Raw genomic sequence first — 22,167 nt, 5'->3', positions numbered from 1 at the left:
GCGATTCACTTGGGGCTGCTTTTTTTAACAATGTCGATAAAAATTCCTGGACGAGTCTGATGAGCCAATTCACTCACGCGGCTCGCTCCAATTAACTATCGTGTCATCCGTTTTAACATAATGTCACCCAACTTTTAAATTTTATCGGAACATTTTCAAGAATTATCGCCCAACCTTTTAATTTTATCAATAAACTTCCACGTTTTATCGCCCAACTTTCACGTTTGATCACCCAACTTTTAAATTTTACCGACATCCACCTTCCAATGGTAAAAAAGGATTCATACACAAAACTGTGTGTGAATCCTTTTTTTTAGACTGCACTCCACTTACATGCATAACTTTGGTAATTAGTTAATTCTTAAGAGTTTATGAATATTCATGAAGATGTCGTAAGAATTGGAACAAAATTCAATTTAAATCGTATAATTATGTAGCCAACAATTTACATAAAAGGGGTTGAGTTTTTGAAAAAAACGAATATTACGGCATTTATACTGTTATTCATGCTTATTAGCTTTATTCTACCTGTGAAGCAGGCGAGTGCAGCGGCTACATTGGACGTGCAGGCTAAGGCAGGGATTGCAGGTAAAGCAAAATACCAATCAGTTGTGCCACTGCAAATAACAGTAAAAAATAATGGTACAGATTTTTCTGGAGACATGGTACTTAATACTGCCAATTCCTATCAAGTTGCGTCTGCTAAAGTGCTTCCAATAGATATAGCTGCGGGAGAAGAAAAAACATTTGATATATATCTAGAAGGTATCGATTCCTGGAATGCAGATGTGTTTGCATTTTATGAAGGAGGCATTGAAAAAGGAAAAAAGGTTGCATATAAAGGAACAAAACAGCTACAAGGTAACTTTTTAGATCCTTCATCAGTTTTTATTTATACATTAACGGATAAGAGCGATCGTTTATCAGCATTTTTGAGGTTATCCAAATTAGCTCCTCAAAATAATGTTGAAGTTTTTAATTTAAAGCAAATCAAGGACTATACACTGCCAGAGGATCCACAAGGATTTGCGATGGCGAATGTTGTCGTCATCGATGAAATTGCTATTGCTGATTTATCACAAAAGCAACAAGAGTCTTTACTAAATTGGGTACAGACTGGTGGAACATTAATAGTAGGAGCTGCTGATCAGCTAAATGCAACAGTAGGTATTTTCAAAGATTATTTACCACTGGCATTATCCGAGCAAATGACATCTGTTTCTGCAGATAGCCTATCAAAATTATCAGGTGGAGGAACTTTTACACAGCCTATTTCTATATATGGGGCAACTGAAAATAAAGGAAGTATTCCTGTATTAACAGATAACAATAAGATTTTAGCGTCTAAGAAAAAAGTTGGCAGTGGGGAAATTATTCAAACAGCCTTTTCTTTAGGGGACCAACCACTTGCATCTATGGATGGCTACCCAGCATTAGTGGCAAAATTGATAAATATTCAAAAGATATCACAACAAGCGGTGATAGCAAATGGACAGTCACCAATGGATCAAATTGCATTTGATCTGCGTAACATAAATGAATTATTCCCTTCGTTTGAAGTATCTGTTAGCTATATGCTAATAGTTATTATTTTATATATTTTAATAATTGGACCTATTTTATATTTCATTTTAAAGAAAATAGACAAACGTGAGCATGCATGGTGGATCATTCCTGCGATATCAATTGTGTTATCTATTGCGCTATTTATTTTTGGTGCAAAAGATCGAATTGGGCAACCGCAAATTCAACAATCTGCATTTTATAAAATAAATGAAGATAGTAGTGTAAGTGGTTATTATGTAGAGTCCATTTTAACAAATCGTAGTGGTGATTTTGTTGTTAATGCAGATAAGAATACAAGTGCAGTCGCGCTACGAAATTCTAATAATTTCGTAGTGGTAAGGGAGGATTTACATGAATTATCCTATATTAAGGAAAATGCCAATGGTTCAACGTTAACACTACGTGATTTAAGCTATTGGTCTGTGCAATCGTTTGCAGGGAAGTCAACGGCACATAATCTTGGGAAGATGGATATCGATATTACGTTAAATAATGAAAAGTTAACTGGGACAATTAAGAACAATTTCCCGTTTGCCCTAAAGGATGTTACGTTAATTTCTGGCATTAAAGAAATTAAACTTGGCGACATAGAAGCGAACGGTACACTTAAAGTCGACACAGAGCTAAAAGCAACGGTTCTTCAAAAACCATCTAATTTTACTAGTTACAATTTCAATAATTATCCAGCGAAGAAGGAAGAAGTGAATCCTTCACGTATCGAGGGTATGAAATCTATGGTATTACCGCTTGTAGAAGATGATAAAAAACCTGTCATTACAGCCTGGGCAGACCAAGCAATTGCTGGGGTTGAGCTAGAAACAAGTGCCAATATGTCTCCGATTTCCTATTTTGTTCAGCCATTTGAAGGAAAAGTAGAGTTATCAGGTCCATTTACGATGAAACGTAACAACTTTACGTATTCAGTAAACCAACTATCTCCTAATTCGTATGCTGAAAAAGTTGATGAACAGTTAAATACTTGGCGCTTATCTGATGGTTCCTATGAAGTATCCATCGCGATGCCAGATAAGTTTATGAATTCAGTTCAAACATTAAACGAATTGACAGTTTCAAATAAGGATATTGATCGCATGCAGCTATCGATTTGGAATAACGAAACGAAAAATTATGAGCCATTAGTAGATGCGAAACAGGTGTTTACAGGTAATATAAAAAAATACTTCAATGATAATGATGAATTGCTGATTGAGATTAGATTCGGACCGGATCAAACAGGTGAGGAAACAAAATTACCAGATGTAGAGCTGAAGGGAGTAGCGAAATAATGATTGAAATTCGTGATTTAACGAAAAGATACGGCTCCTTTACAGCACTAGATCATTTGAATCTATCTTTGGAGGAAGGGGTTGTCTTTGGTTTTGTAGGTGCCAATGGGGCAGGTAAATCGACTACATTCTCGATTTTAGCAACTTTGCTATCTCCAACTTCAGGTGACGCCATTATTAATGGTAAAAGCGTTATTAAGGAACCGAAGGAAGTTCGAAAACAAATTGGTTATATGCCAGATTTCTTTGGCGTCTATGATCAACTAAAAGTAGACGAATACTTAGACTTTTACGGTGCCAGCTACGGCATTGGGGCAGCTGAACGAAAAGTACTTATTCCACAGCTACTAGAGCTCGTGAATTTAACGAATAAACGTCATGAATATGTTGATTTATTGTCACGTGGGATGAAGCAGCGTCTATGTTTAGCACGTGCCCTTATCCATGATCCTAAAGTATTAATTTTAGATGAACCTGCTTCAGGCTTGGATCCACGTGCTCGAGTAGAAATGCGAGATATTTTACGGAATTTAAAAGCTATGGGAAAAACGATTTTAATCTCCTCACATATTTTGCCTGAGCTTGCAGAAATGTGTGATGAAATCGGTGTAATTGATAATGGTAAGCTTATCGCTCATGGCAATGTAGCTTCCATTCAAGCACAGCTACAGGGGGAGAAGCGTATCGTAGTAAAAGTAACGGATCGTTTAAACGAGGTACGTGCGTTTTTGGAGGAGGATCCACTGATCTCTTCTATAGATGTAATGGATAATCGCTTAGAGATAGCCTTTAATTACCGAGGAACAGATGACGATCAGGTAGCACTATTGAAAAAGGCAATACTTGCGAATTTACCTATTTATGCATTAAGCGAAGAAGAAAAAGATTTAGAGGATGTCTTTATGGCGATTACGAAGGGAGCGGACAATCAATGATGGAACGATTTTATAATCCGGTATTCGTAAAAGAATTGAAGTTACGCTTCCGTTCTTTTAAAAGCTTTTCAGGTTTAATGTTTTATTTAGCGGTTATTTGTATTTTTATCGTAGGATTTTTGCTTATAACAACTGGGTTCACAGGCAAGGGTTTCTTTAGACCAGACACAAGCTTTATGATGTTCGCAGTCTTAACAATATTACAGATGGCTCTTGTTCTTTTCATTACACCGAGTTTAACTGCCGGTGCAATTAGTAGCGAAAGGGAAAAGCAAACATTAAATATTTTACTAACAACGACACAAAGCTCTACCCAAATCATCATTGGAAAATTATTATCCTCGGTAGCATTTTTAGTATTAATGCTTATCGCAGGGTTACCATTGTATAGTTTAGTATTTTTATTTGGAGGCGTATCACCGTCTCAATTAATCTCGATATTTTTATTTTATTTATTAACAGTTGTAGCCATTGGTAGTATTGGTGTTATGTTTTCAACCATTACAAAGCGGACAATTGTTGCGATGATTTCTACGTACGGTTCGATCATTTTTTTAGGTGGTATTACAGCGTTTTTCTTCTTCTTATCGATGGCCTTCCACCAAATGGGGAATACCACAGGTACTGGTACTTCTTATATGGCTTACTTCTGGGCTGCTATTAACCCAGGTGCATTAATGCTTACACTTACTTCATCATCCATGGGCGATGCTTTAGTGCAAGTTTCGGGCGTGAAATTACCTGTATGGATTAGTTATTTAATAGCTTATTCTTTGATCATTGTTGTTTGTTTAACAATTGCCATTAGAAAATTACGTGCCAATATGAAAAGTAATCGATAAGGAGGAAACCTTATGGAGCGTCGTAAGCAATTACGAAAATATATTCAACGTGCAAAGACGAGTTTAACAGTAGAAAGAAGCATTCCAATTGCACAGAACGGCTTGTTTTTGGCATTGCTTTCGAGTGCTGCCCTATTCCTTGTTTCACGGCTCTTTGTTTGGCCGTATTATCGCCAAACAGCTCTTGCTATCTTTATCGCTGTCATACTAGCAACAGTGCTGTTTATGTGGTGGAAGCGTATAAAAGAAAAGGAAGCATTGCATACACTGGATGATTATTTTACTCACAATGAGCTTGTGACAGCCTTATCGTTCGAGGACGATAAGGACCCACTCGTTCAATCTCTACTAACGAAAGCAATCGAGAACGTTGAAAGGGCGTTTGCTGATTTTAAGACTCGAAAGAAAAATTTGATTCGTCCAAAAGCATTGATTGGTTTATTTGGAACAGCTGTCGTACTGGCCATTCTTTATATGTTCCCAGCAGCTTCACAAATTGAAGCAATTGAGGAGGAAAAAGAAAAAGCTGTCATTGAAGACGTAAAGAAGGAAGTTACTAAATTAGAAAAAAAAGCAGAAACAAAAGAAGTGAAAGAGCAATTAAAAGAATTGCAAAATACGTTAAAAAAGACAGAAACAGCAGAAGAGGCATTACGGGAAGTCGTGAAAAAGCAAAAGGAGCTTGCTTTAAAGGAGCAACAATTAAAGGATAAGCAAACAGCTAGTAAGGAGGGCGCTTCTGACGACAAAGGTTTATCGAAGGAAGAAGTGGAGCAATTGAAGGAGCTTGCCCAAATGCAGCAGGAGCTAACGCAAAATGCAAATGCTACTCAGACAGCTATGAGCAAGCTTGGGAAACCTGCAAGCAATACGCTACAAAATGCTATTGCGAGTGCCAATAGTGCCAACAACAATCAGCAAAACAATAATAATCCAAATCAAAATTCATCAGGGAATTCACAGCCGAACAATCAGCAAGGTAAAACAGGACAACAAGGCCAAACTAATTCTCAAAATGGATCCCAACAGGCTAGTGGTAAAGGTCAGAAGCAAGGATCGAATCAAAGCAATCAACAAGGTCAGGGACAAGGTCAGGGTCAGGTACAAGGGAACGGACAAGGACAAGGACAAGGACAAGGACAAGGACAAGGTCAAGGACAGGGTCAAGGACAAGGTCGGGGCAATCGTTCAGGTCAAGGTGCTGGCACAGGACAGGGCGGCCGCGATTTATTAACGACACCAAGAATTGGTGGCTCTAGTCAGACTTCAGTTGATGGTGGAGCATTAGGAGAGGGATCACATGTTTCAGAACAACAAGGAAATGGCCCGATTACTAAAGGTTCTATCCGACCGTATGAGGAAGTTATAGGTTCCTATAAAGATAGCTATTTAGAAAGCTCAGAGCGTTTACAATTACCGAAAGATTTACAAAATGTCGTGCAATCTTATTTCACGTCAATTGAGTCTAAGTAGGAGGAAAAGGTATGGCATTTACAGAGCAACAATATGTTGAAATGAGTAAGAAATTACAACAAGTAAAGGAAGAAATTCATCGCTTTATCGTTGGCCAAGAGGAAGCCATTGATTATACATTATACGCAGTCCTTGCTGACGGACATGCATTATTAGAGGGCCTACCGGGTTTAGGGAAAACGATGTTAATTCGTACAATTTCTGAAGTACTAGATTTATCATTTTCACGAATTCAATTTACACCAGATTTAATGCCAGCGGATATTACAGGGACAAGCATGATTGAGCGCACAGTTGATGGCAAGCAGCAGTTTACGTTCCAGCCTGGTCCGATTTTTAGCCAAATGGTATTAGCGGATGAGATTAACCGAGCAACACCAAAAACACAAAGTGCACTGCTTGAAGCAATGGGTGAAAAAACTGTAACAATTTTAGGAGATACAAAGAAGATGGCAAGACCATTCTTCGTATTAGCAACACAAAACCCGATTGAGATGGAGGGGACATACCCGTTACCAGAAGCACAAATGGACCGTTTCCTATGTAAAATTCTTGTGTCGTATCCTGAGAAAAGTGAGCTAATGGAAATTATGAAGCGTACAACAGGCGCTAAGGAAATTGGTTTACAAAAGATCATGGATACAGAAGCACTGATTGAAGCGCAGCAAATGGTTAAGGAAGTACTCGTTGCTGATGAAATGCTCGAATTTGCGACGGACCTTGTTGTGGCTACTCATCCTGAGAGAGTGGACGCCATTGATGAGGTCAAGCAATATGCCATGTATGGTAGCGGCCCTCGAGGTTTACAAAGTTTGATCAAATTAGCAAAGGCAAGAGCGCTTATGAATGGGCGTTTCCACGTGTCTGTGGCGGATATTAAATCTGTAGCTAAGCCAGTGTTACGTCATCGAATGCTGTTGAATTATGAAGGGGAGGCTTCAGGTAAAACAGCAGACGATGTGATTGATGTCATTTTAGAAAAAGTACAACAAGGTGTTAGCAGGTGACACAAAAATTATTATTGCCCGAAGATTGGTTAGCGAAAATCAGTCGCTTCCAAGTGGCAACGGCCTCCAAATTACGTGGGCAGCACAAGGGCTCGCACCGTTCGCAGCGCTTCGGGGCATCGCTCGATTTTTCAGATTTTCGTGAATATCATTTAGGTGATGATGTACGTCAAGTGGATTGGAACGTCTTTGCGAGAACTGATAAATACTTCATTAAACGTTTTTTAGATGAACAAGAAATGCGCGTACACATTTTGCTAGATACAACTAAATCTATGGGCGATCAAGCAAAATGGACTTTTGCCCGGCAAATTGTTGCCTCACTTGGTCTAATGGTGCTCGGTCGCGATGATCGCTTATCTTTTTCTTTCCTGCAGGATGAAGTGAGGCCACCGTTTCGTCGAAAAGGTGCCATGTATCGTCGCGCCTTTTTACAGGTGGTCACAGAGCTTGAGCAAGCAACTTATACAAATAGCTTCGCACAGGGCGCTTTCAAAGCATTGCCTAAAGATAGTACCGTACTATTTATTGTGACAGACGGACTTGAGCCAATCGATGAATGGGAGCAACTTTTAAAAAGGCTACCACGCTTTGCGGGGGATGTCCGTATTTTGCAAATAGTTACGCAAGAAGAAATAGCACCGGAGTATACGGGCGACGTACGCTTACTTGATCGTGAAACGGGTAGAGATGTAAATGTTACGATGTCTTCTAAAGTTCTGGACACATATAGGGCAAGACGTTTTTTACATGAAGAGGAATTTGAAGCAATTTGTCGGCGCTTCGGTGTTCGACAATTACAGCTTAAAGTAGAGGATGGATTGCAGCATGCCATCTTCCAACAATTATTAAAAGCACATTGGATTAGGTGAGGTGAGCCGTATTGGGCTTTAGTCAAATACTTTTTAGCTGGACGGCCATCATCCCGGTCATTGTCCTTCTATATTATTTCTTTCGAAAAAAATATACCGATCAAACTGTATCCTCCACACTTTTCTGGTCGGAAATTATGCAAGAAACCCGTGTGTCACCATACTTAAAACACTTACAAAAAAACGCACTGCTTTATTTGCAACTACTTGCGCTTCTTTTACTCGTACTAGCATTAATGAATCCATATGTTAAAAAGTCAACAATTGTTGGTGCGCAGACGATTTTCATAGTAGACACGTCTGCAACGATGTTAGCAGGGAAAGAGCAGTCAACATTTGATACACATAAAAAAGAAATGCTGTCATTGGTTAATGAACTTGACGGAAGACCTGTGACACTCATTACAACAGGCAATACGCCAAAAGCTATATTACAGCAGGAAACAAAGATTAAAGATATTGAAAAAGCTATTCAAGAGTTACAAGTAACATATGAAACAGCACAAATGAATAAAGCTTTAGATGTGGCACAGGCTTTTGTCGGTAATACACCAACATCTATTTATGTCTTTACAGATTCGCTCGATAAAAAGCAATTACCGATGGAAAAAGATACGGTGAAGTGGATCGTAAAAGGATCTGCAAAAGATTTAACAAATATCGCAATGACACGTTTTGCTGCTACTACAGATGGACAATCTGCTATGGCGCTTGTACAGTTACAAAATGATACGGACCAAGAGCAAAATGTTACACTATCGATAGAAAATGTTAAAGGTAAGAAAATAGTTGCGGAGAGTGTTGTATTACCTCCAAATGAAGCTATAACAAAAACATTCAAAGACCTTCCATTTGAAGATACTATGACTGCCAAGATAGATGTTAAGGACGATTATGCTGTTGATAATTCACAGCCTGTATTGCTACAAACAGCTACTTCAAAAGTAGTTGTCGATCAAAGTATGCATCAACTCATTCAAAAAGGTTTACAAACGATTAATAGTAGCGTGAAAATTGTTCCATCTTCACAAGTGGCTGACAATTTGGATGCCACTATTGTGACAAATCAGACGGCGCTACTCGATAAGGTGGACAAGTCAATTGTATTATTTGGACGGGATGATGTTGAGAAGGTTGAAGCTACAGGGGAAATCAGTACAACAAGTCATGCATTGTTTGCATTTAGTGAGCTAAAAGATATTTACGTTAGTACCGTATATCCTGGATTCGACAACTATAAAACGATTGCATCAGTTGGAGATCAGCCATTTATTCAGCGTTCACCTGAAGGAGATATTGTTGTATTAGCTGATATTGCAGATACAGATTGGCCGTTGCATCCTTCATTCCCATTATTTTTATGGAGTGCTGAACAGGAGCTTTCAGCATCGATTGGTTCACTTGGTATTTTTACACCAAATGAGCAACGTGCAGTTGCTTTAACGCAAGGTGAATGGAGTGTATATTCGCAGGAAGATGAGTTTTTATCGTCTATTACGAATGGTCTATTAACAGCACCTATGAAGCCAGGAATTTATACAGCTCGCTCAAATGATGAAGAAAAGCGCTTCATCGTACAGCTTCAAGCACAAGAGCGTGTGATTGAAAAAGGGACAAGCTATACACTTGGAGAGCTTCCAGACAATGGTAAGGAAGAAATATCGAAAACATCGTTCGTTCCTTGGCTTATCCTTATCATCTTAGTATTATTTGTTTTAGAGTGGGAGGTGCAACGACGTCGTGGATTTACGAATTGATATGCCATTAGCATTGTTGCTTTTACTTCCATTGCTTATGTATTTTGGATGGACCTATTGGCGTGAACGTCAGCGACTAAAAAAAAGCCATATCGTCGTACTAGGTATTCGTATTGTGGCTATATGCTGTTTGGTTTTTGCACTTGCAGGACCCTATATTTTATTGCCCGTAAAGGAAGAACAAGTATTATTTTTAGTGGACCGTTCTGCTTCAATGAATGGTACAGATGATGAGATGTCCAATTTTATAGCGGAAAGTTTACAGTCGAAAAAAGATGAACAGCTTGCAGGGATTTATTCTTTTTCATCGACGTTACAAACGGAAGCCATTTTATCGAAGTTTTTAAAGGAAGTGCCGAAGTTTACAGCTATAAAAGCAACAGATCAAACAAATATTGAACAGAGTCTACAGCTCGCTTCAGGTATTGTAGATCCGAAAAAAGCGACACGACTTGTGCTCTTAACGGATGGCAATGAAACAAAAGGGGATGCCTTAGAATTTGCATCGAAGTTTAAAGGGTCAAATATTAGCGTTGATGTAATGTCGTTTAACCAACCTATTGCGAAGGATGTATCCATGAAAAGCTTTGTTACACCACAAGTTGCTTATGTAGGTGAGCAGCAGCAGTTAGTCGCTGAAATAAATGCAACTGTAGCAGAACAAGGTGAGCTATTACTATACGAAAACGATAAGCTTATTCACCGTGAAGCAGTGGAACTTACAGAAGGTTCGAATGTATTTACGTTTAAACATTCAGCAACAGCTGAAGGGCTTGTAAAATATGAGGCACTCGTACAAGTTGAGCAGGATGCAATTTTTGAAAATAATAAATTAACAAGCGTCACGATGGTGCAAAGTGAGCCACATTTACTAATTGTTAATGGCTATGAAACGGCATCACCAATTGCAGCGGCGCTAGGCAAACAATCAATTGCCTATGATGTTGTAAATGCTAAAAGTCTACCAAATGAACTTTCTAGTTATTTACAATACAATGCCATTATTTTTGATAATGTGCCAGGGCATTTAGTAGGCGAGGCAAAAATGAATGTCATTGAGCAAGCAGTGAAAAATTTCGGTGTCGGTTTTACAATGGTCGGTGGCGAAAATAGCTTTGGTTTAGGTGGCTATTTTAAAACACCAATTGAAACTTTACTACCTGTTGAAATGGAGATTAAAGGTAAGGAGCAATTGCCATCATTAGGGCTAGTTATCGTACTTGACCGCTCGGGAAGTATGTCTGGAGCAAAGCTAGAGCTTGCAAAAGAAGCGGCCGCTCGTTCAGTTGAAATGCTACGAGATGAGGATACGCTCGGGTTTATAGCCTTTGATGATCGACCTTGGGAAATTATTGAGACAGGACCACTTGGCAATAAGGAAGATGCGTTGGATACGATTTTATCTGTAACGCCAGGGGGCGGTACCGAAATATATGGATCACTAGCTAAAGCTTATGAAAATCTAGCTGATTTAAAGCTACAGCGTAAGCATATTATTCTATTAACGGATGGTCAGTCTCAGCCAGGTAACTATGAGGACTTAATTGCACAAGGAAAAGAGAATGGCGTAACCCTCTCAACGGTTGCAATTGGTCAGGATGCTGATGCCAACTTACTTGAAGCACTCAGTGAGTTGGGCAGTGGGCGCTTCTACGATGTTATTGATGAGCAAACGATCCCCTCCATTTTATCTCGTGAAACTGCCATGATTTCACGCACATATATTGAGGATAACCCATTCTATCCAACTATATTTAATGCGGCTGGCTGGAATACGTTATTTGTAAATGGTGTACCTAAAATGAATGCTTATATTGGTACAACAGCAAAGCAGGGAGCTACTGTTATTGCAGAAAGTGAGAAAGAGGATCCAGTACTAGCAGAATGGCAATATGGCCTTGGCAAAACATTTGCCTTTACTTCTGATTCGACAGGAAAATGGACAGGGGACTGGGCAAGATGGCAAAATTGGGGCGCTTTTTGGCAAACGCTTATTTCAAAAATGCTACCAAGTTATAATGATGTTGCCTATGATGTACGTCTAGAATCAGACGGCTCATTTGTCATCACTGATCCAACAAATGAAGCGGCGTTCTTAGATATTGTTGCTGTCAATGAAGCGGGTGAAGAACTTGATACACAACTTGAAACAATTTCAGCATCACAAGTTCGAGCAGTCATACAAGCAGAACCAGGACTCATATTCTTCCGCATTGCCGATGAAGATCAGACCATTTACCAGGCAGGCTTAAGTGTACCTTATAGTGCAGAGTATGAATTACGCCCAGTGAATGATAAGTTAATCGAAGCACTAACAAAGCAAACAGGCGGCTCTGTTTTGAAGGAACCGAGCGAAGTATTCCGTGAATTTACTAAAAAAGGTGCAGAACGTCAAAATATTGCGACATGGCTTTTATTAGCAGGGATGTTGCTATTCTTTATTGATATTACCATCCGACGCTTTGGTTGGCGCTTCTTAACTAGGCCGAAGAAAAAAGAACAGCCTGTAGAGAGAACACAGATACAGGAAGATGACACAAATGTTGCCCAGCTATTAAAGGGTATGAAAAAACGATCTTAGTAAGTTAAAACGATGGTTCATTGCTTTATAGTAATGAGCCATCGTTTTTTTTGTCATTCTATTTTGGACTTATCATCAAAAGCTTAGTGTGACATTTGTTAAAGCATATACCATGAATAATTAGTTGATTGGAGTGAAGACTGGGCGACTACTTGGGCAAAGATCACAGCGTCACAGATGAGACCCTGCTCAGTGAAACGAAGTGGCTCAACGGACGCCGCCGGGAAGCTTTGCTCTGTGCGACAGCAACAAATGGTTTTTTCTGTGCGAAAGCGAAGCGACAGCAACAAATGGTTTTTTCTGTGCGAAAGCGAAGCGACAGCAACAAATGTTTTTTTCTGTGCGAAAGCGAAGCGACAGCAACAAATGGTTTTTTCTGTGCGAAAGCGAAGCGACAGCAACAAATGNNTTTTTTCTGTGCGAAAGCGAAGCGACAGCAACAAATGGTTTTTTCTGTGCGAAAGCGAAGCGACAGCAACAAATGTTTTTTTCTGTGCGAAAGCGAAGCGACAGCAACAAATGTTTTTTTCTGTGCGAAAGCGAAGCGACAGCAACAAAGCGCTCAGTAGGAACGGAAATCAACCACACGTTATGATGATGAGTTAATTTTAGATTTCTTTTGTGAAACGAGAGATCTTTTTTATGATAAGTAAAATTTTATTTGTAAATAATAAACATAAATGTAATAATGAATATATAGTAATAAAATATTACTATCATTTTTTAGTACTATTAATTTGGAGGATCTGAAATGACCAATATAATGAATTCTTTTGGTTTTCTAAGTTTTAAATTAGGTGAGGCTTTAGAGGAAAATCTCGAGAAATATATTAGTGAAAAATATCAAATGAAATCTAGAGAAGTCGGGATCATGATTGCTGTAAAAGAAAAAAAACTTAGTCAAATTCAAATAGGGCAGATTTTAAAGTTGGATAAAAATAGTGTCCGCTTTTTTATCGATGGTTTAGAAGAAAGAAATTATGTTTATAGGGAGAAAAATCCAGAAAATAGAAGAGAGAATTTAATATGTCTTACGGAACAGGGGGGGAATTTGGCGGAAGAGTTATTGAAGACCCTTTCGATTTCTGAGAATGAAGTGTTAAACGTACTTTCGTTGGAAGAAAAAGAACTGTTGAAAAGCATATTGAAAAAAGTATATGAAAATCGTCAATAGGGTTTAACTCCTTTTTTAGCAATCTGCTGAAAGGAGTTAAACCTCCGGCGGATGTCACGGATTCGGAAAGGAGTCCACTTAGGATGTTAGCCTAAAATCATCGCATCCATGCGATAACGGCTAACTGACCTGCATCACGCAGGCCTAAGCATAAAGCCGAATCCGGACGCAATTATGCCGAGGCATAATTGATAACCATATCAATAAAAAAGAAAGAGTGATGACATATGAAAGCAGTAGAGGTTATGAAGGAGTATTTGAAAAGAGCGCAAGTAGAGGGTCAGGATTTATCTGAAATGTATGCGGATCATGGAGAATTAAAAAATTTTAAAGGTGAAATTTTTAAAAGAAGAAAAGAAATACAAAACTTTTACACGTCGCCTATGCCGAAAGGCTTTAAATTAACTATCCAGAATATTGAAGGTGATGATACAGAATGTATTGCTACAGTTTCAACTACTTGGGATGGTTTGCCAAAGCCAGTGATTTTAGAAGAAAGGTTAATTCTAGAAAGTGAAAAAATAAAATCGTTAGCAATGATTCCAAAATAAAAGGGGACGGAAACTATGTCATTATATCCTAATAAAAATCCTCTTCCTACGCCTGAAAGGGACATGAAATATTGGATTGGCGTGGTATCTCTTAATCATGTGCAAAAAGGGGTTGAGGGAGGATTCGGTCAGTTATGTCATGGTAAAGAAAGACCTTTGAAACGAATGGTAAAAGGAGATTGGATTATTTACTATTCTCCTAAAAAAAGTCTAGATAGTAATGAGCTTGTGAGAGCATTTACCGCAATAGGAAGAATAAAGGACGAGCGAATATACGAGTTCCAAATGTCAGAAAGTTTTATTCCTTTTAGAAGAGATATAGACTTTTATAAAGATGCAAAAGCTGTGCCAATAAAAAGGATCTTAGATTACTTAGAATTTGTAGAAGACAAATCGAAATATGGCTATAAATTTAGATTTGGTCATTTTGAAATAAGCAAAAAGGACTTTTTATTAATTGCTCATGAAATGGGATTACCATTGAAGTATGGGTGACTTTGATTGGCCAAAAAACGTTACTTTCTTAATTGTCATTAAGAAAGTAACGTTATTAAATATTATTTAAGCAGTGTGTTTAGGTTAGTTACAAATACTGTCTTACGCAAATACCTAGCAACGACTATACCTAAGACAGCACCAATAGTACTTGAGGTTAAAAAGGCTGGCATGAAAAATAAAGCAGCAACGGATGTCCCCATTAATAAATGTGCGTAAGGTACTGCGATAAGTGAGGCAATGATACCTGTCCCAAACATTTCACCGACACCTGCAAGCCATTGCTTGCCGCTGTATTTATAGGCAAGAGCTGCACATAGAGCGCCAATAACACTGCCAGGTATAGCTAGTAATGAGCCTGTGCCTGTTAAAATACGAATAATAGCTGTGACAAAGGCGACCATAACAGTAGGCACTGGTCCAAGAATGATAGCACTGATTACATTAATGGCATGCTGGACAGGGTAGGCACGAGCAATTCCCGTTGGTATTGAAACGAAGGTAGAACCAGCTACGGCAATTGCTACTAATATGGCCATGATTGTTAATTTTCGAATTGACATAATTTCCACTCCTTTGAAATGTTAATACCGCCGCAAAAACAGAGAGAATCGCCGCTAAAGCGTCAAAAAGCCGCTTCCTAAAAACAACAGGAAGCGGCCTTGCATCTACAAATAAAAAAGCAAGTGTCGACACTTCCCTCCGCTAGTGTGAACTAGATCAGGTTCAAAGGGTCCGTATATGACCATATACGTCTCAGCCTTTTAAAGACTCCCCTAGTGGTAAGAATTTAATTAATTTTTTCTCCTAATAATGTAGCATACTATTAAAAATAGTCAATAACTTTTCAGACTATTTTGTATCAGGATGCATAAGGTGTGGCGCTTTTTTCATTGTCCAAATAAGGGCAAGGAAGAAGCAAGCCATTAAAATAATAGCCCCGAATATATAAGGACTGTTCATATTCCAATCGAATAATATACCTGCTAGAGCTGGACCAATCATATTACCAAGACTCATATACGCATTGTTCAGACCAGCTGCAAAGCCTTGTTCATTTTCAGCAAGTTTTGAAATCAGTGTGTTGACAGCTGGACGAATCAATGTCGTAGCTGTAGAGAAGATGGTCGCTACAATCAAAATAAGTGCAAATCCAGATGCGAATAATATTAAGAAAATCGAAACGGATGCAATAAATAAATTGACTAACACTACTTTCATTTCGCCGAAGCGATTAAACAGCGGTGTAATAACAAACATCTGTACAACAACACCAAAAGCGCCACCCATAACTAATATAATGGCGATATCAGTAGGTGTGTAATTAAACTTATCTGTAACAAATAATGATAATGTTGTTTGGAAGTTAGCAATCCCGAAAGAGAATACAAGCATGATAATTAGCATGACAAAATAAGGCATTCGGACTGAACGGGCCATCTGCTTTGCAAGATTATCCTGCTTCTGCGCTTTTTTCGCTGCATTCGGTTTTGTAGCAGGCAATAAAAAGAACGATAAAATAGCTGCTAAGATAGCTGCAAACCCAGCGGTATAAAATGGAAAATGCAAACTAACTTTTGAGAGGAATCCACCGATACCTGGTCCGATCATAAAACCAAAGGACATTGCTGCCCCTATCATCCCCATACCTTTTCCTCGTTCCTCATACGTTGTGACGTCTGCCACAAAAGCCATTATAGGAGGTGCCACAAATGCGGAACCAAGGCCACCAAAAAAGCGTGCCAGGAAGAGCATCCACACATCTGTAGAAAGCCCGAAACAAATTTGTGCAAGTCCTGTTACGATAAGACCGAAAATAATGAGATTTTTACGACCATATTGATCGGAGAGATTCCCAGCAATTGGAGAAAATATGAATTGTGCGAAGGCGAACGTTGCAATCAACATGCCAAGTACTTGTCCTGCGGCACCAAACAATTTTAAATACTCAGGCATGACAGGAATAATAATTCCGATACTCCCCATTGCGATAAACATATTAAACATTAAAATATACAAAGCCGCCTTATTAGACTTCTGCTGGGTCATCGAATACCCCTTCCTTTAATCAAATATACTACAGTCTACCATAAGACTTATACGTTTGCTATTGACTATAAGTCTGAGATTTACTAGAAAGATATGCGGATTCTCAAATACGGCCGGCTAGTTTTTCCACAGAAGCTTACTTCCAGATAAAAGAAAAAAAGCTGTTCTCAACGTTTGTAACGTGAGAACAGCTTTGAATGGGTAAAATAGTTTATCGAATACTCATTTTAAATTCTAAGAACAGCTCATTGTATTTGCCTAAGTAATCAGGACCTAAGTTTTTATAAACTTCTAATGTTTTACGTTGTTCTTCAGAAGGATAGAAGCGCTTATCAGATACAACTTCTTTATCCATTAACTTCATCGCTGCAATATTAGGAGTAGAATAGCCTACATAATCAGCGTTTTTAGCACCCGATTCAGCTTTCAACATAAAATTAATGAAAGCATGTGCGCCATCAATATTTTTTGATGTTTTTGGGATAACCATATTGTCAAACCATAAGTTTGAGCCTTCTTTTGGTACAGCGAAGTCCAAATCTTCATTTTCTGACAACATATCTGCTGCTTGACCAGACCAAGTGAGTGCCACAGCGGCTTCATTATTAACCATCAGCGGTGTAATTTCATCCCCGATAATGGCTTTAACATTTGGCGCCAATGTGATTAGTTTATCAGTAGCTTTACGTAGCTCCTGGTTATCTAAAGAGTTGAGAGAGTAGCCAAGACTGTTTAAGCCCATACCAATCACCTCACGTGCACCGTCTACTAAAAAGACTTTACGCTTTAATGAAGGATCCCATAAGTCCTTCCAAGATGAGAAGTCTAAATTTCCAACGAGCTTTGGATTATAGACAATGCCGACTGTTCCCCAGAAATATGGGACAGAGTATTTATTGTTCTTATCAAATGGTAAATCTAAAAAATAAGGATCAATATTTTTTAAATTAGGGATTTTCGTTTTATCTAAAGGAATAAGTAAGTTTTCTTCCTTCATTTTTTCAATCATATATTCAGAAGGTACGGCGATATCGTAAGCTGTACCACCTTGTTGAATTTTTGTCATCATCGCTTCATTGGAATCAAACGTTTCATAGATGACGTGAATGCCTGTTTCTTTTTCAAATTGCTTCAGCAAATCCGGGTCAATATATTCTCCCCAGTTAAAGATGGTTAATGTATCTTTACCACTTTTTCCACCACCGGCACTTAGGGCGTCAGCAGTATAGAATAATAGGGCGGAAACGACAAGGATTGCGATTGTTGCTTGAATTAATTGCTTCATTGAGTTCCCCCCGTTCTTTTACTAGCGCGGCTTGTAATGAAGTAATAGCCAACTACGACGATAACTGTTACAAAGAATACTAACCCTGAAATAGCGTTAACTGTTAAGGAAATACCTGCACGTGCCATCGAATAAATTTCAACAGATAAAGTACTAAAGCCGTTACCTGTCACGAAAAACGTTACCGCAAAATCATCTAAAGAATATGTTAAGGCAAGGAAGAACCCTGCAAAAATACCAGGTTGAATATACGGTAAAATAACACGCATCATGACATCTTTTTTCGTTGCCCCTAAATCTAATGCAGCATCGATTAATGATTTATTCATTTCTAATAGTTTCGGTAAAACCATTAGTACAACAATTGGGACACTGAACGCTACATGTGCTATTAACACAGAAGAAAAACCTAATTTAATACCAACCATTGTGAATAAAATTAAAAAGCTTGCTCCAATAATGACATCCGGGCTCACAATTAACACATTGTTTAAAGAAAGTAGTGTGTTGCGCATTTTTGAATCTTTAACAGTGACAATGCCAATTGCTCCTAGTGTCCCAATGATTGTCGAAATCAATGCAGAGAGTAATGCCACGATCACTGTATTAATTAGAATGACGAGTAAACGTGAATCCTCAAAGACCGCTTTATAATGTTCTAACGTAAAGGACTCAAAATTATTCATCGATCCGCCACTATTGAACGAATAGAAGACTAAATAGAAGATAGGTGCATACAAAACGATAAAAACAATCGCTAAATACACTCTTGCTGTAGCAGATAGTTTTTTCATCGTACGCGACCTCCTTTATCCTTTTTCTGTCCTGTAATTAACATAACGATGACCATGAATAAAATTAAGAACACAGCAATTGTTGAACCCATTCCCCAGTTTTGAGTCACAAGGAATTGTTGTTCAATAGCTGTACCAAGTGTAATGACACGGTTTCCTGCAATTAAACGAGTGATCATGAAGAGTGATAATGCAGGAATAAATACAACTTGAATACCTGATTTAACACCGTCCATTGTTAACGGCAATATAACGCGACGGAACGTAGTAAAGGCCGATGCCCCTAAATCACGTGCGGCATAAACAAGAGCCGGATTTAAACGATCCAATGAGTTGAAAATCGGTAAAATCATAAATGGAATAAAAATATAAACGGATACGAACACAAAGCTAAGGTCAGTGAATAGCATTTGCTTTGGATCAAAACCAAGTACTTCGATAAATGCATTTATTGGGCCGTACAAGCCGAAAATCCCGATAAAGGCATATGTTTTTAACAAAAGATTAATCCAAGAAGGAATAATAATTAGTAAAAGCCAAAGCTGTTTATGTTTCGTCTTCGTTAAAAAATAGGCTGTTGGATACGAAACAAGTAACGTAAAGAACGTAATTAAAAACGCATACCAGAATGAACTTAATGTCATTTTTAAATAGACAGAAGTAAAGAATGCTTTATAGTTATCGAGCGTGAAATTGCCATGTATATCTAGTAGGGAATAGTAAACAACGAGTGCAATCGGCATGATAACAAAAAGTGCAATCCATAAAACATAAGGAAATAAAGCTGATTTCGAAGTCTTAGTTTGCATCTTCGTCGTCCCCGTACGCCTCTAAACGTTTATCGAATTCTTCTTCTGTTTCATTTAAGCGCATTACATGAATTGCTTCTGGATCGAAGTCTAAGCCAATTTCTGTCCCTACTTCAGCTTTTTTCAATGAATGCACGAGCCATTCATTTCCATCTTTGTCGTAAGTGGATAATTCATAATGGACCCCGCGGAACAATTGAGTATCAACTTTTACGACAAGTTTGCCTTTATCGATTGTTGTCATTTCTAAATCCTCTGGTCGAATGACAATATCAATTTTTTCGTTTGGTCTCATACCTTGGTCAACACATTCAAAAACTTTACTAGCAAATTCAACTTTGAAATCTTCAATCATCACGCCAGGTACAATATTTGATTCACCAATAAAATCGGCAACGAAGCGGTTAATTGGCTCATCATAAATATCTACTGGTGTACCAGATTGTTGAATTTCACCTTCACTTAAAACAAATATTTCATCACTCATGGCAAGTGCTTCTTCTTGATCGTGTGTGACAAATACAAATGTTTTCCCGAGGCGTTGTTGTAACTCTCGTAGCTCATACTGCATTTCTGTTCGCAGTTTTAAATCTAAAGCAGAAAGAGGCTCATCTAGTAAGATTACTTCAGGATCATTTACAATCGCACGAGCAATAGCAACACGTTGACGTTGACCACCTGACATCTCAGAAATTTCACGATTGCTATAACCCGCTAAGTTAACAAATTTTAATGCTTCAGCAACACGTTTTTTAATTTCACTTTCAGGAAGCTTTTTAATGCGAAGTCCAAATGCGACGTTTTCAAAGACGTTTAAATGAGGGAACAACGCATAATCCTGAAAAACAGTATTTACTTGGCGTTCATTTGCTGGCACGGAGTTGATTTTTTTATCATGAAAATAGATATCTCCTGTAGTCGGTTCTGTGAATCCAGCAATCATACGTAAAATAGTTGTTTTACCACAACCAGAAGGACCTAGCAGTGTATAGAATTTACCCTTTTCTAGCTCCAAGTTAATGTTTTTTAAGACGACAGTGCCGTCATTATAGGACTTTGAAACATTTTCAAAGCGGATAATCGAATTCGTTGTCATAGATGCGCCTCCTTAAGCTATAAATATGAATCCGTTGCGACAAGTAAAATTTTTGTTTCATCAGCATGTGCATTAAAAATTTGGTGATGATCTGTCGCGTCAAAATAGAGAGCATTGCCTTTACTCGCTATGTACTGTTCATCTCCTAAAACGAGACGAATACGCCCTTCAACAACAAAAATAAATGTTTCTGAAAGTGAGGGCTCAAACTGTTTGAATTCCCCATCAGCAGCAAGTGTCAAGAAAATAGGCTCCATTTCTTTTTCATTTGAAGTAGGAATGAGCCACTGAATTTCATATTTTTTTTCTTCGTCTGTATAAGTGGATTGATCTTCTTCTGTATATACAACCTTTTGTTCAGGTGCTTCATCATCGAAAAATTCTTTAGGTGTTGACCCTAAAACTTCTAATAATGAAAAAAGAGTTTCAATGGAAGGTGAATTTAGATCACGTTCTAATTGAGAGATATACCCTTTACTTAAATCTGTGCGTTCTCCAAGTTCCTCTTGGGTAAGACCTTTTTTTAAACGAAGCGCTTTGATTTTTGCTCCAATTTGCATCTTTTCCCTCCTAGAAGAAGTTTAGCAATCATAAACTTTTGAAATACAAAGTTTACTTTAACGAAACTTTTAGTTTACTAAAACCATTACAATTATACATAATAATAAAGAATTTGCAATCGTTTTTTAGCAAAAAAAAGTAGATGAAATTTTTAGAAATTATACATAAATGTAGCGTAGAAAAATTTCGTTTAAACTAGAATAAAAATGTTAAAAATAGCTAATAAATAGGCTGTAGCAACTATTCCATTTGGGGATTTGACGGAAATTTGTCAGACAATTTAATATGTGCACTTTTGTGAAGTTTACTTGTTTGAAAAACTACGATTACTCTGTTATCGTAGAAGACGAGTTCGCTGGTGCGGATGGAATATATACACTACATATTTAATCGGAGGGATTTATAATGGCAGAACGCATGGTAGGTAAACAAGCACCTGACTTTACAATGGAAGCAGTACTTCCAGACAAATCATTTGGTAAAGTATCGTTACAAGACATTAAAGCACAAGACAAATGGACAGTTCTTTTCTTCTATCCAATGGACTTCACTTTCGTATGTCCAACAGAAATCACTGCAATGAGCGATCGTTACGATGAGTTCGAAGACTTAGATGCAGAAGTAATCGGTGTTTCTACTGATACAATCCACACTCACTTAGCTTGGATTAACACTGACCGCACTAAAAATGGTCTTGGTGAGTTAAAATACCCATTAGCAGCAGATACAAATCACCAAATTTCACAAGAATATGGTGTATTAATTGAAGAAGAAGGTATCGCACTACGCGGCTTATTCATCATCAACCCAGAAGGTGAATTAAAATACCAAACAGTATTCGATAACAACATCGGTCGTGATGTAGACGAAACTTTACGTGTACTTCAAGCTTTACAAACTGGTGGTCTTTGCCCAGCAAACTGGCGCCCAGGTCAAGCAACTCTATAATTTAAGTAGAGTTTTTATGTCAGGCATTGAACTGAATTCGAGGTTTGGCGAAATTGATCATTTAAAAATAAAGAGTCCCCACAGCA

19 protein-coding genes and 1 riboswitch are annotated in these 22,167 nt (G+C 38.1%); of the genes, 12 read left to right on the top strand and 7 right to left on the bottom strand.

What is annotated here, in order from left to right; genetic code table 11:
* Window positions 1-467 precede the first annotated feature (467 nt).
* From C7Y47_RS17775 to C7Y47_RS17720, 11 genes are all read left to right on the top strand, one after another.
* Entirely contained in the window at window positions 468-2,852 is a 2,385-nt protein-coding gene (locus C7Y47_RS17775; RefSeq protein WP_142509977.1) for a DUF7408 domain-containing protein, read from the top strand.
* Window positions 2,852-3,787, top strand: a complete 936-nt coding sequence (locus C7Y47_RS17770; protein WP_142509976.1) for an ABC transporter ATP-binding protein — start codon at window positions 2,852-2,854, stop codon at window positions 3,785-3,787. Before C7Y47_RS17775 ends, C7Y47_RS17770 begins: the two co-directional genes overlap by 1 nt.
* Entirely contained in the window at window positions 3,784-4,629 is an 846-nt protein-coding gene (locus C7Y47_RS17765; protein ID WP_132357759.1) for an ABC transporter permease, read from the top strand. Before C7Y47_RS17770 ends, C7Y47_RS17765 begins: the two co-directional genes overlap by 4 nt.
* A 12-nt stretch (window positions 4,630-4,641) precedes the next feature.
* Window positions 4,642-6,102, top strand: coding sequence for a hypothetical protein (locus tag C7Y47_RS17760; protein ID WP_142509975.1), 1,461 nt, complete (start codon window positions 4,642-4,644; stop codon window positions 6,100-6,102).
* A gap of 11 nt (window positions 6,103-6,113) precedes the next feature.
* Window positions 6,114-7,109, top strand: coding sequence for an AAA family ATPase (locus C7Y47_RS17755; protein WP_142509974.1), 996 nt, complete (start codon window positions 6,114-6,116; stop codon window positions 7,107-7,109).
* A complete protein-coding gene (locus C7Y47_RS17750) occupies window positions 7,106-7,981 on the top strand; it encodes a DUF58 domain-containing protein (protein WP_142509973.1) in 876 nt (291 codons plus the stop codon). Before C7Y47_RS17755 ends, C7Y47_RS17750 begins: the two co-directional genes overlap by 4 nt.
* 11 nt (window positions 7,982-7,992) lie before the next feature.
* A complete protein-coding gene (locus tag C7Y47_RS17745; protein ID WP_142509972.1) occupies window positions 7,993-9,738 on the top strand; it encodes a vWA domain-containing protein in 1,746 nt (581 codons plus the stop codon).
* Window positions 9,722-12,319 (top strand): VWA domain-containing protein, encoded by a 2,598-nt coding sequence (locus C7Y47_RS17740; RefSeq protein ID WP_142509971.1) that lies wholly within the window; start codon window positions 9,722-9,724, stop codon window positions 12,317-12,319. The genes C7Y47_RS17745 and C7Y47_RS17740 overlap by 17 nt, the downstream gene beginning before the upstream one ends.
* Window positions 12,320-13,070: 751 nt before the next feature.
* A complete protein-coding gene (locus C7Y47_RS17730; RefSeq protein WP_142509969.1) occupies window positions 13,071-13,493 on the top strand; it encodes a MarR family winged helix-turn-helix transcriptional regulator in 423 nt (140 codons plus the stop codon).
* 227 nt (window positions 13,494-13,720) lie between these two features.
* Window positions 13,721-14,044, top strand: coding sequence for a hypothetical protein (locus tag C7Y47_RS17725; RefSeq protein WP_142509968.1), 324 nt, complete (start codon window positions 13,721-13,723; stop codon window positions 14,042-14,044).
* Between the two features lie 15 nt (window positions 14,045-14,059).
* The gene (locus C7Y47_RS17720) at window positions 14,060-14,539 is read left to right on the top strand and encodes an EVE domain-containing protein (RefSeq protein WP_255505241.1); all 480 of its coding nucleotides are present in this window, start codon (window positions 14,060-14,062) and stop codon (window positions 14,537-14,539) included.
* Between the two features lie 62 nt (window positions 14,540-14,601).
* On the opposite strand, the gene thiW is transcribed toward C7Y47_RS17720, so the two are convergent.
* The 7 genes from thiW to C7Y47_RS17685 all read right to left on the bottom strand — a co-directional run bounded on the left by thiW (window position 14,602) and on the right by C7Y47_RS17685 (window position 21,132).
* Entirely contained in the window at window positions 14,602-15,102 is a 501-nt protein-coding gene (thiW, locus tag C7Y47_RS17715) for an energy coupling factor transporter S component ThiW (protein WP_142509967.1), read from the bottom strand.
* 117 nt (window positions 15,103-15,219) lie between these two features.
* A riboswitch (TPP riboswitch) is annotated at window positions 15,220-15,327 on the bottom strand.
* A 64-nt stretch (window positions 15,328-15,391) separates the two neighbouring features.
* Entirely contained in the window at window positions 15,392-16,588 is a 1,197-nt protein-coding gene (locus C7Y47_RS17710; protein WP_142509966.1) for an MFS transporter, read from the bottom strand.
* A 211-nt stretch (window positions 16,589-16,799) separates the two neighbouring features.
* Window positions 16,800-17,873, bottom strand: coding sequence for an ABC transporter substrate-binding protein (locus tag C7Y47_RS17705; protein ID WP_142509965.1), 1,074 nt, complete (start codon window positions 17,871-17,873; stop codon window positions 16,800-16,802).
* Entirely contained in the window at window positions 17,870-18,667 is a 798-nt protein-coding gene (locus C7Y47_RS17700) for an ABC transporter permease (RefSeq protein ID WP_142509964.1), read from the bottom strand. The genes C7Y47_RS17705 and C7Y47_RS17700 overlap by 4 nt, the downstream gene beginning before the upstream one ends.
* The gene (locus C7Y47_RS17695) at window positions 18,664-19,476 is read right to left on the bottom strand and encodes an ABC transporter permease (RefSeq protein ID WP_142509963.1); all 813 of its coding nucleotides are present in this window, start codon (window positions 19,474-19,476) and stop codon (window positions 18,664-18,666) included. The genes C7Y47_RS17700 and C7Y47_RS17695 overlap by 4 nt, the downstream gene beginning before the upstream one ends.
* Window positions 19,466-20,572: an ABC transporter ATP-binding protein gene (locus C7Y47_RS17690; protein WP_142509962.1), complete on the bottom strand. Its 1,107-nt coding sequence runs from the start codon at window positions 20,570-20,572 to the stop codon at window positions 19,466-19,468. Before C7Y47_RS17690 ends, C7Y47_RS17695 begins: the two co-directional genes overlap by 11 nt.
* Before the next feature lie 17 nt (window positions 20,573-20,589).
* Complete coding sequence (locus C7Y47_RS17685; protein ID WP_132357730.1) at window positions 20,590-21,132, bottom strand: helix-turn-helix domain-containing protein; 543 nt, start codon at window positions 21,130-21,132, stop codon at window positions 20,590-20,592.
* 406 nt (window positions 21,133-21,538) lie between these two features.
* Between C7Y47_RS17685 and C7Y47_RS17680 the strand changes: the two genes are divergently transcribed.
* Window positions 21,539-22,081 (top strand): peroxiredoxin, encoded by a 543-nt coding sequence (locus C7Y47_RS17680; protein ID WP_142509961.1) that lies wholly within the window; start codon window positions 21,539-21,541, stop codon window positions 22,079-22,081.
* The last annotated feature ends 86 nt before the right edge of the window (window positions 22,082-22,167 follow it).

Origin of the sequence: Lysinibacillus sphaericus, from assembly GCF_006864135.1 — a bacterium.
GTDB lineage: Bacteria > Bacillota > Bacilli > Bacillales_A > Planococcaceae > Lysinibacillus.
The sequence above is the reverse complement of the archived record's forward strand: the minus strand, read 5'-3'. Positions and strand labels throughout refer to the sequence as shown.

What these genes read in the sequence shown, in the direction of transcription:
- C7Y47_RS17770 (WP_142509976.1), top strand. Translation starts at nt 2,852, where the DNA reads ATGATTGAAATTCGTGATTTAACGAAAAGATACGGCTCCTTTACAGCA.
- C7Y47_RS17765 (WP_132357759.1), top strand. Translation starts at nt 3,784, where the DNA reads ATGATGGAACGATTTTATAATCCGGTATTCGTAAAAGAATTGAAGTTA.
- C7Y47_RS17760 (WP_142509975.1), top strand. Translation starts at nt 4,642, where the DNA reads ATGGAGCGTCGTAAGCAATTACGAAAATATATTCAACGTGCAAAGACG.
- C7Y47_RS17755 (WP_142509974.1), top strand. Translation starts at nt 6,114, where the DNA reads ATGGCATTTACAGAGCAACAATATGTTGAAATGAGTAAGAAATTACAA.
- C7Y47_RS17730 (WP_142509969.1), top strand. Translation starts at nt 13,071, where the DNA reads ATGACCAATATAATGAATTCTTTTGGTTTTCTAAGTTTTAAATTAGGT.
- C7Y47_RS17725 (WP_142509968.1), top strand. Translation starts at nt 13,721, where the DNA reads ATGAAAGCAGTAGAGGTTATGAAGGAGTATTTGAAAAGAGCGCAAGTA.
- C7Y47_RS17720 (WP_255505241.1), top strand. Translation starts at nt 14,060, where the DNA reads ATGTCATTATATCCTAATAAAAATCCTCTTCCTACGCCTGAAAGGGAC.
- thiW (WP_142509967.1), bottom strand. Translation starts at nt 15,102, where the DNA reads ATGTCAATTCGAAAATTAACAATCATGGCCATATTAGTAGCAATTGCC.
- C7Y47_RS17710 (WP_142509966.1), bottom strand. Translation starts at nt 16,588, where the DNA reads ATGACCCAGCAGAAGTCTAATAAGGCGGCTTTGTATATTTTAATGTTT.
- C7Y47_RS17705 (WP_142509965.1), bottom strand. Translation starts at nt 17,873, where the DNA reads ATGAAGCAATTAATTCAAGCAACAATCGCAATCCTTGTCGTTTCCGCC.
- C7Y47_RS17700 (WP_142509964.1), bottom strand. Translation starts at nt 18,667, where the DNA reads ATGAAAAAACTATCTGCTACAGCAAGAGTGTATTTAGCGATTGTTTTT.
- C7Y47_RS17695 (WP_142509963.1), bottom strand. Translation starts at nt 19,476, where the DNA reads ATGCAAACTAAGACTTCGAAATCAGCTTTATTTCCTTATGTTTTATGG.
- C7Y47_RS17690 (WP_142509962.1), bottom strand. Translation starts at nt 20,572, where the DNA reads ATGACAACGAATTCGATTATCCGCTTTGAAAATGTTTCAAAGTCCTAT.
- C7Y47_RS17685 (WP_132357730.1), bottom strand. Translation starts at nt 21,132, where the DNA reads ATGCAAATTGGAGCAAAAATCAAAGCGCTTCGTTTAAAAAAAGGTCTT.
- C7Y47_RS17680 (WP_142509961.1), top strand. Translation starts at nt 21,539, where the DNA reads ATGGCAGAACGCATGGTAGGTAAACAAGCACCTGACTTTACAATGGAA.